This is a genomic window from Pseudonocardia sp. Ae505_Ps2 (genome assembly GCF_001932425.1).
Lineage (GTDB): Bacteria > Actinomycetota > Actinomycetes > Mycobacteriales > Pseudonocardiaceae > Pseudonocardia.
Window position 1 is genome coordinate 2,470,229 of record NZ_MCIP01000001.1, and the last position, 12,472, is coordinate 2,482,700.

Below are 12,472 nucleotides of genomic sequence, written 5' to 3' on the forward strand. Positions count from 1 at the left end.
GAGAGGTACCTGTGATGACCACCCGACTCGCCCGCACCATCGGCCGTACGGCCGCCACGACCACCGCCGCCCTGGCTGTCGCCGCCGCGGCAGTGCTCGTCCCGGCCGGGGTCGCCTCGGCCGCACCCGCGACGCCGGCGGGGGACCCGGCGCCCAGCGCCTGCCGGCCGGCGAACCAGCAGGCGACCATCCACCCGGCGCCGGCGAGCGCCGGGCACCGTCACTACTCGGTCGTGCTCAGCGCGGCCCCGGGCACCGCGCCGTGCCTGCTGTCCGGATCGCCGTCGGACCTGGTGTTCAGCCTGAACGGCTCGCCGCGCGCCTCCGAGGTCGCGGTGCCCTACGGCGACCAGACCCGCGCCGTCGAGTTCGGGCCGGGGGAGCCCGTGCAGTTCGACGTGCAGATCCGCAACTCCGCCGGGCCCGCCCCGGCGAACGAGCTGGAGTTCTCGCTGCACGGTCCCGGCGGCGACATCCCGGGCAGCTTCCTGGCCCGGGGACCGATCGGCGTCGACGCCGGGATCCAGGTCGGACCGGTCACCGAGGGCTGACCCGGGGGCACCGGTGCCGGGGCACCCGGCGGCCGCGGTGCGCGATCCGCGGTCGCCGGGGACGGTCTCAGACCGCCTCGTGCTCCAGCAGCCACCGCTTCACGGCCAGGCCGTAGCGGAACCCGCCCAGGGTCCCGTCGCTGCGCAGCACCCGGTGGCACGGGACGAACAGCGCCGCCGCGTTGGACGCGCAGGCGCCGGCCGCGGCACGCACCGCCGCGGGGCGGCCGGTCTTCTCGGCGTAGCCGGTGTAGGTGACCGGTGCCCCCGCGGGCACGGTCCGCAGCACGTCCCACGCCAGCTCCCGGTAGGGGCCGGACCGCTGGCGGACGGGCACGTCGTCGATCGCCGACAGCTCGCCGTCGTGGTAGCGGTCGACCGCCTCGCCGACCGCGCCGAGGTCGCCCTCGACCACGGTCGTCGGGGCCAGTGAGCGGTGCACCAGGGCGAGCAGCTCGTCGACCGAGGCGGTCCAGCCGGAGGCGAGGACGTGGCCGTCGTCGTCGACGACCGCGGTGAACGGCCCGGCCGGGGTGTCCCGTGTGGACCACGTTGCTGTGCTCATGCGCTCCTCCGAGCGGTGGTGGTGGCGGCGGACGTCGCGGCCCGCCAGAGATGGGTGGCGGCGTAGGACCGCCAGGGGGCCCAGGCGCGGGCGCGCGCGGTGAGCGCGGCCCCGTCGCAGGGCAGTCCGAGCGCCTCGGCGCCGCGGCGCACCGCGAGGTCGGAGGCGAGCAGCTCGTCGGGGTCACCCAGGACCCGCATGGCCAGGTAGCCGGCGCTCCAGGGTCCGATCCCGGGCAGCGCGCACAGCTCGGCGCGCAGGTCGTCCGGGTCGCGCCCGGGGTCGAGGGCGAGCGTGCCGTCGGCGAGCGCGGCACACAGCCCGCGCAGCGACGACGCTCGTCGGGCCGGGCCCGCGAGGTCGGCGTCGACGAGGGTTCCCGGCTCGGGGAACAGCAGGTGCGGCCCGCCGTCGTCGCACAGCTCCGCGGGCAGCGGCGTCCCGTGCGTGGCCGCGAGACGGGCCGCGGCGGTGCGGGCGGCGGCGACCGACACCTGCTGGCCCAGCACCGTGCGGACCGCCGTCTCGGCCGGGTCGACGGTGCCCGCCAGCCGGATCCCGGGCGTCGCGGCGACCAGGGGGGCGAGTGCGGCGTCGGCACCCAGCACGGCGTCGACGGCGAGCGGGTCGGCGTCGAGGTCGAGCAATCGGCGCAGCCGGTACACCGCGGGCCCGACGTCCCGCGGGTCGGACGCCCGCAGCGTCGCCACCACGGCGCCGGGCCGCGCGGTCAGGTCCAGTGCGACGGCGGCCGATCCGTGCGGGAGCCACAGCGTGCGGCGGTAGGTGCCGCCGCCGACGGTCTCGACACCGTCGACCGCGCGGGCCGCGAGGTGGTCGAGCAGACCGTGCGGGTCGAACGGGGACCGGTAGGGCAGCCGCAGCACGAGCGCCCCGGGCGGGCCGGGCTCGCGGTTGCGCGTGCGGCGTGCGGCCTCGGCGCGCAGCTGGGAGGGCGGGACGCCGTAGACGGCGCGGACGGTGTCGTTGAACTGCCGGACGCTGCCGAACCCGGCGGCGAACGCGACGTCGGCCAGCCCGAGCGGGGTGGTCTCGACCAGGATGCGGGCGGTGTGCGCGCGCTGCGCGCGGGCCAGGGCCAGCGGCCCGGCACCCACCTCGGAGGTGAGGATCCGGCCGAGCTGGCGGGGCGAGTAGCCCAGCCGCGACGCGAGCCCGGGGACCCCGTCGCGCTCGACGACGCCGTCGGCGATCAGGCGCATGGCCCGCCCCGCGGCGTCGGCACGCAGGTTCCACTCCGGCGAGCCGGGGACGGCGTCGGGCAGGCACCGCCGGCAGGCCCGGTAGCCCGCGGTCTGCGCGGCGGCCGCGGTCCGCAGGAACTCGACGTTGTGCGAGCGCGGAGGCGGTACCGGGCAGGACGGACGGCAGTAGATGCCGGTGGTGCGCACGGCCGTGACGAACTGGCCGTCGAACCGCGCGTCCTTGGCGGCGACGGCGCGGTAGCAGGAGTCGTGGTCGAGCAGCACGGTACCGACGATGCCACTGGGCGGCCGTCGCCACTGGCGGGAATCGGTCACCGGTGTCCGGGGCCGGTCCAGGGCAGGCGCACGACGTCCCCCTCGGTCCCGGTCGTCGGAGCTCGGCCCGGACGGGTGTGGTGCTCGGCCGTCCGGGTGGTGGCAGCCGTTCGACGATGTCCGTGTGTCACCTGTGCGCCGTGCGACGGAGCGTGCCTTACTCCCAACGGAGCTGTATCGACGACCGACGGTGCTCATCCGTGCCGGGTGTCGGCACGAGAGCGCTGCCCACGGTGCGCCCGTCCCGCAGCGGGTACGGGATCATGGTCACCGGCACGGACGAACTGGAGGCGATCATCGCGACCGAGGCCGTCGGGTCCGGCCCCGGGCCCCGCCGCGTCGGTCGGGCGATCGGGGCCCGCACCCGCATCGTCGGGTGGGTCGTGCTGCTGGTGCTGGCCTCGCTGGGCGTCGTCACGCTGCTGACCTGGATGCTGCTGATCGACGAGACCGACCGCCGGATCGACGGGGCGCTGAACTCCGAGATCGCCGAGTTCGCCCGCGTCACCGAGACCGGCATCAACCCGACGACCGGCCGGCCGTACTCCTCGGTCGACGAGATCCTGCGGTCGGTGATCGCCGCGAACGTCGCGCGGCCGAACGAGAAGTTCCTCGGCTATCTCGACGGGCGCTTCCGCTGGGAGTCCCGGCGGACGAGCCCGCGGGTGCTGCTGCGCGAGGACCCGGCGTTCACCGCGCTGGTCGCCGACGTCCGTCGTCCCACCCGCGGGTCCTACGAGAGCTCGGCGGGCGAGGTGCGCTGGTCGGCGTTGCCGGTCGGGCTCGCCGGCGACCCGCAGCGCGGCGTCATCGTGATCGGCTACTTCACCGACCGCGAGCACGACTTCGCCCACGAGGCCGCGCGCTTGATGGGGCTGGTCGGGTTCGGTACGGCGCTGCTGTCCGCGGTCGGGGCGTGGCTGGTGGCCGGGCGCATCCTGCGGCCGCTGCGCGACGTCGCCGCGACCGCGAACACCATCACCGGGCGGGACCTGTCGCGCCGGGTGCCGCAGCGCGCGCAGGCCCGCGACGAGATCGCCGAGCTGGCCATCACGCTGAACGCGATGCTCGACCGGGTGCAGAGCGGTATGGAGTCCCAGCGGCGGTTCGTCGACGACGCCGGCCACGAGCTGCGCACCCCGATCACCATCGTGCGGGGGCACCTCGGGGTGCTCGACCCGCACGACCCCGACGACGTCGTCGAGACCGTCGCCCTGGTCGACGACGAGCTGGAGCGGATGAACCGGCTGGTGTCGGAGATGCTCGCGCTGACCCGGGCCGAGCAGCCGTCGCTGCTCCGGACCGAGCTCGTCGACGTCGGCGCACTGACCCGGGAGCTGTTCGAGAAGCTGACCGGCCTCGCCGACCGGGACTGGCGGCTGGAGGCGGTGGCCGCGGTGCGGTGCCGGATGGACCCGCAGCGGATCACCCAGGCCGTCGTCGCGCTGGCCGACAACGCGACCCGCTTCACCGGCGACGGCGACCGGATCGCGCTCGGCTCGGAGGCGGTCGACGGGCGGGTGCGGATCTGGGTGGCCGACACCGGACCGGGCGTCGCGCCGGAGGACCGGCAGCGGGTGTTCCGGCGCTTCGCGCGCGGCGACGACGCACCCCGCTCCGACGGCGCCGGGCTCGGGCTGTCCATCGTCGAGGCCATCGCGACGACGCACGGCGGTCGCGTGCTGCTCGAGAGCACGCCCGGGCACGGGGCGACCTTCACACTGGACCTGCCGAGGAGCGAGACGTGACCAGCCGGATCCTGGTGGCCGAGGACGAGCCGCGCATCGCGTCCTTGGTGAAGAAGGGCCTGGTCGGGGCCGGGTTCGAGGTCACGGTCGTCGCCGACGGGGCCGGCGTGCACGACCACGCCGTGTCCGGGGGGTTCGACCTGCTGGTGCTCGACATCGGGCTGCCCGGGATGGACGGCTTCGAGGTCCTGCGACGACTGCGGGCGGCCGGCAGCAGCCTCCCGGTGATCATCCTGACCGCGCGCGACAGCGTGCACGACACCGTCGCCGGGCTGACCGGCGGTGCCGACGACTACATGGCCAAACCGTTCCGGTTCGAGGAGCTGGTGGCCCGGATCCGGCTGCGGCTGGAGCGCGCCCGCCCGGTCCCGGACCCGGATCTGCTGACCTTCCACGGACTCGAGCTCGACCCCCGCACCCGGCACGTGAGCGTGCACGGCCGCACCGTCGAGCTGTCCACGCGCGAGTGCGCGCTGGCCGAGACGTTCCTGCGCCACCCGGGCCAGGTGTTGTCCCGCGACCAGCTGCTCCGGCTGGTGTGGGGGCCTGCCGAGTCGGGGGCCTCGTCCAACGTCGTCGACGTCTACGTGCGCTACCTGCGTCGTAAGCTCGGCGCCGGTTGGATCGCGACGGTGCGCGGCGCGGGCTACCGGCTCGAACCGGGCTGAGGAGTCCCGACTACTCTGGTCGTCCGTGTCCCTCACCCTCGGCATCGTCGGCCTGCCCAACGTCGGCAAGTCGACCCTGTTCAACGCGCTGACCCGCAACGACGTGCTCGTCGCGAACTACCCGTTCGCGACGATCGAGCCCAACGTCGGCGTCGTCCCGCTCCCCGACGAGCGCCTGGGGAAGCTGGCCGAGATCTTCTCGTCGGAGAAGATCATCCCGGCGACGGTGTCGTTCGTCGACATCGCCGGCATCGTCAAGGGCGCGTCCGAGGGCGCGGGTCTGGGCAACAAGTTCCTCGCGAACATCCGCGAGTCCGACGCGATCTGCCAGGTCGTCCGCGTCTTCGACGACCCGGACGTGGTGCACGTCGACGGCCGCATCGACGCCGCGAGCGACATCGAGACGATCGCGACCGAGCTGGTCCTGGCCGACCTCCAGACGCTGGAGAAGGCGGTGCCGCGGCTGGAGAAGGAGGCCCGCACGCAGAAGGACCGCAAGCCGGTCCTCGACGCCGCGAACGCCGCCGTCGCGATCCTCAATGAGGGCCGGACGCTGTTCCAGGCCGAGGCCGACACCGAGCTGCTGCGCGAGCTGACGCTGCTCACGACGAAGCCGTTCCTCTACGTCTTCAACGCCGACGAGGCCGTCCTCACCGACGACGCCCGGCGCAAGGAGCTCACCGAGCTGGTCGCCCCCGCCCGGGCCGTGTTCCTCGACGCCAAGGTCGAGGCCGAGCTGCTGGAGCTCGACGACGAGTCCGCTGCCGAGCTCCTGGAGTCGATCGGGCAGGACGAGCCGGGACTGGCCCAGCTGGCCCGCGCCGGGTTCGCCACTCTCGGTCTGCAGACCTACCTGACCGCCGGGCCCAAGGAGTCGCGGGCCTGGACGATCCCGCAGGGGGCCACCGCGCCGCAGGCGGCCGGGGTCATCCACACCGACTTCGAGCGGGGCTTCATCAAGGCCGAGATCGTCTCCTTCGACGACCTGGTCGCCGCGGGGTCGATGAACGCCGCGAAGGCCGCGGGGAAGGTGCGGATGGAGGGGAAGGACTACGTGATGCACGACGGCGACGTGGTCGAGTTCCGCTTCAACGTCTGACCCGGCCCGCCGTCGCCACCGCACTGCGCCCGTGACTCCGCTGCATCCCGACCTCGCCCGAGCCGTACACGCGCGATGGCCCGACCGCGCACCCGCCTGGGTGGAGGCGCTCCCCGTCGAGCTGGCCGAGGTCTGCGCCGCACTCTCGGTCACACCGACCGGCACGACGTTCTCCTCCAGGTCGGCCCACGTGGTGGAGGCGACGACCAGCGCCGGCGCTCGGGTGGTCCTGCGGTCGAGCCCCGACCCGGACGCCGTTCACCAGGCCGCGGTGCTGGAGCAGCTCTCGCGAGCTGGTCTGGCGCCTGCGGTCCATCTCCTGCGGAACACACCCACGAGCACGTGGACCGCACTGGACGCGGTCGAGCCCGGCGCATCGTTCGCCGAGCGGGAGCCGCGGCCGCGGGACCTCGAGGGCGCAGCCACGATGCTGCGCACCCTCGCCGACGAGGACGGCGTGCCCTCGGCGCCGAGCATCGTCCCGTGGCTCCGGGCACGGCTCACCGATCCGGCCGCCGACGTGGTTCTCGACCAGCTCGCCACCGACTCGCCGGCCGGACTGTGCCACGCCGACCTCTCACCGCCCCACGTCCTCCACGGCCGCGGTCGGCCGTGGTTCATCGGCCCGCGCGGGATGAACGGCGAAGCCGCCTACGACGTCGCCGTGCTCGCCCTGAAACTGAGCTACGACGACCTGGAGACGGCACACCTCCTCGGCCGCAGTGTCGCCCGATCCGCCGGTGTCGATGCCGATCGCGCGGCCGCCTGGGTGACGGTGGCCGACGCAGCGGCCGTCTGATCATCCCTTCCAACGTCTGACCCGCCCCGTCTGCGCACCCCCCGCTCATCAGAAGGGGTGACGATCCGGCGCCCACACTGACCGTCGTCGCGCCACCCACGACACTGTGCGCGAGGCCCCGGCGAGCGGGGCCGGTGTGACCGGCTGGGGGAACGACGATGGGCATGGGCCGCTTCGCCGTGGCAGCCGTCGTCGCCGCCGTGTTCGCCACCAGCGCGTGCGCCGCGGCGTCCGGGGCCGAGCCGAGCACCGTCCCGGAACCCGCGGTCGCTCCGGTGTCCGCCCGGTTCGCACCCGCCACCGGTGTGCTGCTCCGCGTCGGTCCGGCGGCGTCCGTGCCGGGCGCGGCGGTGGACGGGGCGCTCACCGAGGCCCGCCGGGCGATGGACCGGGCTGCGGCGGCCGAGGCGCGGGAGGCCGAGCGGAGCAGGGCGACGACCGCCGGTGCCGACTGCGCGGAGCGGGCGATGGCGGCCGGCCGGTTCGACCCGTCGTGCTCCGCCTACCAGGGGTACCTCGACCCGGGTACGTCCGCGGGCCGGGCACCGACCAGCGGCGAGACCCAGATGCAGTACCTGTGCGAGCGGGGCCTGGTGCCCCGGAGCGACTGCTGACCTGCCTTGACCTCCCCGTCGCGGCACGGGCGGCGCCGGTCGCCCGCGGCTACGCTGGCGGAGCGTGAACCTCCTCCAGCGCATGGCCCGGGTCGTCAACACCGTCGTCGCGCCCCTCGCGCGCTCGGGCAGGCTCGGTCCGTTGACGGAGATCAGCTACCACGGACGCCGATCCGGCACGGAGTTCCGGCTCCCCGTGGCCTTCCAGCCCGCCGGCGACGGCGGCGTCATCCGTGTCGAGCTGCCGGACCGGAAGAACTGGTGGCGCAACTTCACCGGCGAGGGCGCACCGCTGCGGGTCCGGGTCGACGGCGAGGAACGGCCGGGCCACGGTGTGGCGGTGCGAGACGGACGACAGGTCCGGGTGGACGTCCGGTTCGACGGGGCCCGGTAGCGACCGATCTTCCGACAGGGCGTCTCATATCGCGACGTCGGAGTGTGTCGTACGCCACTACCGTCGGGACGGCCGTGACGATCACCCGGGATCCGGGTCCGTGACGGTTCCACGCCCGTCTCCGGTGAGGCGGCCCGACCGACACGGGGGAACCACATGGCCGAGCAGGTCCACAGGCTGATCTACCGCAGCCACAGCACCGTGCCTCGCGACCGCCGCGACGAGGTCCTCGCCGAGATCTTCGACGTGGCTCGGTCGAAGAACAAGAAGGCCGGTGTGACCGGTGCGCTGTTGATCTCGGACAACTGGTTCGTCCAGACCCTGGAGGGCGACGAGGCAGTGGTCACCGGGCTGTTCGAGAAGATCGAGGCAGACGACCGGCACACCGACGTGTCGGTCCTCGAGTCGACGACGGTGGACTCCCGGGTGTTCTCCCGCTGGTCGATGGCCCGCATCTCCGCGATCGGGCGCTCGGACATCCCGCTGCACGACGTCGACGGCCGCATCCGGCCCGCGGCGCCGGACCAGCCCGGGCGGGAGCAGCAGGATCTGCTCACCCGGATGCGGAACACCATCGGCGCGGACACGGTCTGACGTCGTTCACTGCAGAGGGATGTCGACCCCCCGCTCGGAGTCGGGGCGCGGGCCGTGGATACGCCGCTCCGCCTCGGTGATCGGGACGTCGTTGATGCTGGCCTCCCGCCGCCGCATGAGCCCCAGCTCGTCGAACTCCCACAGCTCGTTGCCGTAGCTGCGCCACCACTGGCCGTCGGCGTCGCGGGACTCGTACTGGAACCGGACGGCGATGCGGTTGTCGTCGAATGCCCACAGGCTCTTGCGCAGCGCGTAGTCCTGCTCGCGCTGCCACTTCGCGGTCAGCAGCTCGACGATCTCCTGCCGGCCGGTCGCGAAGGTGTCGCGGTTGCGCCACACCGAGTCCGGTGTGTACGCGCCCGCGACGCGCTCCGGGTCGCGGGTGTTCCAGGCGTCCTCGGCGGCCTGCACCTTCTGTCGCGCGGTCTCCGGCGTGAACGGCGGGTAGGGCGGACGGCCTTCGGCCACGGCTGCCTCCTCGGTGGGTCGAGAACCATCGTTCTCGATGCGTTCCGGTAACGTAGGGAACGACCGTTCTCGATGTCAAGGAGGTCATCGGTGCCTGCGGCCATCACCGAGGAACAGGCCCGTCTCGACCGGGACGGCCTGCTGGAGGCGGCGGAGCTGCTGTTCTACGAGCGCGGCATCCGGGCCGTCGGGATGGACCAGGTCAGGTCGGCGTCGGGGCTCCCGCTCAAGCGGATCTACCGGGACTTCGCCACCAAGGAGGACCTCGTCGTCGCGGTGCTCCGTCGGCGCGACGAGCGGTGGCGCGCCGACCTGGCGGCGTACGTGACCCGGGTCGAGGACCCGCGGCAGCGGCTCCTCGCCGCCTTCGACTGGCTGGGGGAGTGGTTCGCCCGGCCGGGGTTCCGCGGCTGCGCCTGGATCAACGCCTACGGCGAGCTCGGCAGTACCTCGGAGCCGGTGCTGCGAGAGGTGCGCAGGCACAAGGAGCTGTTCCACCGGGAACTCGGGGAGTGGGCGTCGGCGGCCGGGGTGGACCCCGTCGAGCCGGTCTGCCTGCTCGCGGAGGGGGCGATGGTGACCGCGGCGATCGGCGGGAGCCCGGAGCCGGCGCGGCAGGCGCGGGCGGCGGTGGCGGCACTGCTGCCCTGACCGACGGTCACTGCGACCAGGCCGCCGTCATCACCGTGGACAGCGGCTCCAGCTCCGCGACCAGCTCGTCGAGCTCCGCGTCGGACAGGACCGCGTACGGCGGTGCGGCGAGCTCGTCGGTCAGCGCCTCCACGCGTGCCTTGACCTCCCGGCCCGGGTCGGTGAGCCACCCGTCGTCGTCGATCAGGCCGCGTCGCCGCAGCCCGGCCATGACCTCGGCCAGCCGGGCCGCCGGCAGGTGGTGCACGCGCCCGAACGTCTCCGGCGGGTGGATGCCCATGTCCAGCGCGGACAGCAGATGGGCCTCGGTGCCCCCGACCCGCTCGGCGAGCAGGGCGGTCACGTGCCCGTCGCCGCGGTGCTCGCGCAGCGTCGTCGCGGACTGCCACAACCGGGTCAGCGGGTCGGCGGGGACCTCCAGGGCGCGCATCCCGGCGTACATCACCCGGCCCTCGACGGGCGCGCCCGTCGAGGCGGTGGTGAGCAGGTCGGCCGCGCGGGCCACGCCGGGGGAGCCGGACATCTCGGCGCCGAGGATCCGGCGCAGCGCCGCGACGCTTCCCCGGCGCCACGCGGCGAAGGACTCCTCCGGCGGGGCCGTCGCCCAGGCGCTCGGGATGTGCCGGGCGGCCTCGCCGTCGGCGAAGCTGTAGAACGCCGCGTGCACGACCTCGGCCGGGACCCGGCCCAGCGGCGCGGCGCGGCTCGCGAAGTAGCCGTCCCAGTAGGTGCGGTGGCCGAGCGCGGCCAGCTCCTCGTTCGGCTCGTCGGCGAGGTAGGTGGCCAGGCAGATCGGCTCGAGCAGCTCGAACATGCGGCGGGCGGTGTGTGCTGCGGACATGACCGGTACGACCGGGCGGGCGTCGGGAACTGAGCGGTCACCCGGGCCCGGGTGGTGAGCACCGGCCGCCGGTGCGGTCGCCCGCGGCGAGGACCGCCCTGCCCGCGTCGCTGCGCGGCCGCCCGGCAGCCCGGCCCCACCGGGCGTGCACGGCGTCGCCCTCGACGGTCACGCCCGCCCCGAGCCCGCGCAGCACCGCGACCGCCGCGCCGTTGTCCGCGGTGGTCTCCGCGACGACCGGTCCGTCGGCGCGTTCCACGAGCATCCGCAGCACGGTGGCACCGACGCCGCGGCCCCGCCACGGCCGGGCCAGCCAGATCCCGGCCTCCTCCCCGCCGTCGACCGGTTCCAGCCGCGCCGCCCCGGCCACCTCCCCGTCGACGACGACCGCCCAGGTCCGTTCGACCGGCCTCGGCGCCGCGACCGACCGCTCCCGGTGGAACGCGACGAACGCCGCGCGCCGCCGCACCGTCCACCCCGGCGGACCGGGCACCGGCGGCATCACCTCGAGCGGGTCCGCCCCGGCGGCCGCCGTGTCACACAACGCCGCCAGCAGGGGCTCGTCGAGGCGCCGCAGTCCGATGTGCACCCGCCCAGGATCGCGGTCGTCCGTCCCGCGCGACACCGGGTTTCCGGCCCGTGACGGCCGGGCGCGGCCGGTCCCCGCCGACCACGACCGTGGCTCCGGCAGCGACGTCGGCTCCCGGAGGACCCGTCCGGGTGTGGATCCACCCCGACAGCGTTACTCCGGACGGACCACGTCGTTGACCATCCTGAGGGCGCTGGCCGCCGCGCGACAGTCTGGTGCGAAGCGCTGTCCAGTCCCGTTCCGGGCCGCCGTTCGGCGATCGATACACACCCGGCAGCCGTTCCCCGCGCGACGAACGGTCGAGTCGCGTCCCGCCGTCCGGCCCATTCCCGCAGGTGGATGCGGTTATCGCGAGGTGTCCACCCGGCGCGGGCGGTGACTCCGGGGGCTAGAGACGCGCGTTCGCCCTCCCCGTTGCGCATCTGTGATTCATGCCACTTCCGAGACGCTTTCCGTAACGATCGGCGAGCTGCTGATTCTGCACGGAGAGTAGCTAAACGACACCTGGTGGATAGCACTCTGTGTAGCTGGTCAGCGGCGAGCGGTCGGTTCGGGCGCAGCGAAACGGACATAACGCTGCCCGAACGAGGGGGTTCTCTCGCTTGAGTGATCAGCCTCCGTACGTTCTGCGGCACCGGTCAGTGACGGAGTGTCAGTACGACGGCCGGATCACATCGCCACAGAAGGAGTGCCATGGACGCCCCCGAGACGACTCCCGCCCGCCGCAACGCCCGGCGGATCGCCGCCGCCGGCGCCCTGTCCGTCCCGCTGGTCCTGGGCTCGGCCGGAATGGCCTTCGCCGGTGACTACGGCGACGGCGGCAAGCACCACGACAAGGGTCGTGACTGCGCGCCGTCCTCGGCGTACCAGAAGGGCGGTCTGCTCGGCCTCGACGCCGCGGTCGACCCGCAGCTGAACGTCGGCGGCATCCTGAACCAGGGTGCGGTCTCCCAGCAGACCACCAAGCTCGACCGGTCCAACTCCGGCATCGTGCAGAGCGGCTGCGGCGCGGGCGACGCCGTGCAGGTCGACGACCTGGTCGGGCTGGGTCTGGACGTCAGCCCGTCGGCCAACATCGGCGGCATCCTGAACTCCGGCCCGGTGGAGCAGTCGACCACCACCGTCGACGACTCCAACAGCGGGATCCTGCAGTCCGGCGGCAAGCACGGCGGTGGCGGGCACGCCTCGCAGCGCGGCGGCCTGATCGACATCGCGGCCACTGTCAACCCGTCGATCAACATCGGCGGCCTGCTGTCCGGCGGTCCGGTGTCGCAGTCGACCACCACGGTCGACCAGAGCAACTCCGGCATCGTGCAGGGCTGAGCGCCGCGGAACACCCGTGAGGCGCGT

The 12,472-nt window shown here is 74.0% G+C and carries 15 protein-coding genes; 10 read left to right on the forward strand and 5 right to left on the reverse strand.

Annotated elements, in window-relative coordinates; translation table 11 throughout:
- Nucleotides 1-14 precede the first annotated feature (14 nt).
- Nucleotides 15-551 carry a hypothetical protein gene (locus tag Ae505Ps2_RS11860; RefSeq protein WP_075308235.1) on the forward strand — a complete coding sequence of 179 codons (537 nt, stop codon included), beginning with the start codon at nucleotides 15-17 and terminating at the stop codon, nucleotides 549-551.
- A 67-nt stretch (nucleotides 552-618) separates the two neighbouring features.
- Here Ae505Ps2_RS11860 and Ae505Ps2_RS11865 read toward each other — a convergent pair whose 3' ends face one another.
- Together Ae505Ps2_RS11865 and Ae505Ps2_RS11870 are read right to left on the reverse strand one after the other, a co-directional pair.
- The gene (locus tag Ae505Ps2_RS11865; protein ID WP_020623209.1) at nucleotides 619-1,116 is read right to left on the reverse strand and encodes a methylated-DNA--[protein]-cysteine S-methyltransferase; all 498 of its coding nucleotides are present in this window, start codon (nucleotides 1,114-1,116) and stop codon (nucleotides 619-621) included.
- Nucleotides 1,113-2,606, reverse strand: a complete 1,494-nt coding sequence (locus Ae505Ps2_RS11870; protein WP_170917037.1) for an AlkA N-terminal domain-containing protein — start codon at nucleotides 2,604-2,606, stop codon at nucleotides 1,113-1,115. The genes Ae505Ps2_RS11865 and Ae505Ps2_RS11870 overlap by 4 nt, the downstream gene beginning before the upstream one ends.
- Nucleotides 2,607-2,920: 314 nt before the next feature.
- Here Ae505Ps2_RS11870 and Ae505Ps2_RS11875 point away from each other — a divergent pair, with 314 nt between their 5' ends.
- The 7 genes from Ae505Ps2_RS11875 to Ae505Ps2_RS11905 all read left to right on the forward strand — a co-directional run bounded on the left by Ae505Ps2_RS11875 (nucleotide 2,921) and on the right by Ae505Ps2_RS11905 (nucleotide 8,573).
- Complete coding sequence (locus tag Ae505Ps2_RS11875; protein ID WP_139318812.1) at nucleotides 2,921-4,405, forward strand: HAMP domain-containing sensor histidine kinase; 1,485 nt, start codon at nucleotides 2,921-2,923, stop codon at nucleotides 4,403-4,405.
- The gene (locus Ae505Ps2_RS11880; protein ID WP_075332996.1) at nucleotides 4,402-5,073 is read left to right on the forward strand and encodes a response regulator transcription factor; all 672 of its coding nucleotides are present in this window, start codon (nucleotides 4,402-4,404) and stop codon (nucleotides 5,071-5,073) included. The genes Ae505Ps2_RS11875 and Ae505Ps2_RS11880 overlap by 4 nt, the downstream gene beginning before the upstream one ends.
- A 25-nt stretch (nucleotides 5,074-5,098) precedes the next feature.
- Complete coding sequence (gene ychF / locus Ae505Ps2_RS11885; RefSeq protein WP_075553621.1) at nucleotides 5,099-6,172, forward strand: redox-regulated ATPase YchF; 1,074 nt, start codon at nucleotides 5,099-5,101, stop codon at nucleotides 6,170-6,172.
- Nucleotides 6,173-6,203: 31 nt separating this feature from the next.
- Nucleotides 6,204-6,971, forward strand: a complete 768-nt coding sequence (locus Ae505Ps2_RS11890) for an aminoglycoside phosphotransferase family protein (protein ID WP_139318811.1) — start codon at nucleotides 6,204-6,206, stop codon at nucleotides 6,969-6,971.
- A gap of 164 nt (nucleotides 6,972-7,135) precedes the next feature.
- Complete coding sequence (locus Ae505Ps2_RS31965) at nucleotides 7,136-7,585, forward strand: hypothetical protein (protein ID WP_075308227.1); 450 nt, start codon at nucleotides 7,136-7,138, stop codon at nucleotides 7,583-7,585.
- Nucleotides 7,586-7,649: 64 nt separating this feature from the next.
- Complete coding sequence (locus tag Ae505Ps2_RS11900; protein WP_198932129.1) at nucleotides 7,650-7,979, forward strand: hypothetical protein; 330 nt, start codon at nucleotides 7,650-7,652, stop codon at nucleotides 7,977-7,979.
- A 156-nt stretch (nucleotides 7,980-8,135) separates the two neighbouring features.
- Nucleotides 8,136-8,573 carry a BLUF domain-containing protein gene (locus Ae505Ps2_RS11905; protein WP_020623134.1) on the forward strand — a complete coding sequence of 146 codons (438 nt, stop codon included), beginning with the start codon at nucleotides 8,136-8,138 and terminating at the stop codon, nucleotides 8,571-8,573.
- 6 nt (nucleotides 8,574-8,579) lie between these two features.
- Here the strand turns inward: Ae505Ps2_RS11905 and Ae505Ps2_RS11910 are convergent, their stop codons facing one another.
- Nucleotides 8,580-9,041 (reverse strand): nuclear transport factor 2 family protein, encoded by a 462-nt coding sequence (locus Ae505Ps2_RS11910; RefSeq protein WP_075308225.1) that lies wholly within the window; start codon nucleotides 9,039-9,041, stop codon nucleotides 8,580-8,582.
- Nucleotides 9,042-9,131: 90 nt separating this feature from the next.
- On the opposite strand from Ae505Ps2_RS11910, the gene Ae505Ps2_RS11915 reads away from it, so the two are divergent.
- Nucleotides 9,132-9,692: a TetR/AcrR family transcriptional regulator gene (locus Ae505Ps2_RS11915; protein ID WP_075308223.1), complete on the forward strand. Its 561-nt coding sequence runs from the start codon at nucleotides 9,132-9,134 to the stop codon at nucleotides 9,690-9,692.
- 7 nt (nucleotides 9,693-9,699) lie between these two features.
- Here Ae505Ps2_RS11915 and Ae505Ps2_RS11920 read toward each other — a convergent pair whose 3' ends face one another.
- Both Ae505Ps2_RS11920 and Ae505Ps2_RS11925 read right to left on the reverse strand, forming a co-directional pair.
- Nucleotides 9,700-10,533, reverse strand: coding sequence for a MarR family transcriptional regulator (locus Ae505Ps2_RS11920; RefSeq protein WP_249265258.1), 834 nt, complete (start codon nucleotides 10,531-10,533; stop codon nucleotides 9,700-9,702).
- A gap of 37 nt (nucleotides 10,534-10,570) precedes the next feature.
- Nucleotides 10,571-11,122, reverse strand: a complete 552-nt coding sequence (locus Ae505Ps2_RS11925; RefSeq protein ID WP_075308222.1) for a GNAT family N-acetyltransferase — start codon at nucleotides 11,120-11,122, stop codon at nucleotides 10,571-10,573.
- Between the two features lie 693 nt (nucleotides 11,123-11,815).
- Here Ae505Ps2_RS11925 and Ae505Ps2_RS11930 point away from each other — a divergent pair.
- Nucleotides 11,816-12,445, forward strand: coding sequence for a hypothetical protein (locus tag Ae505Ps2_RS11930; RefSeq protein ID WP_075553622.1), 630 nt, complete (start codon nucleotides 11,816-11,818; stop codon nucleotides 12,443-12,445).
- Nucleotides 12,446-12,472: the final 27 nt, after the last annotated feature.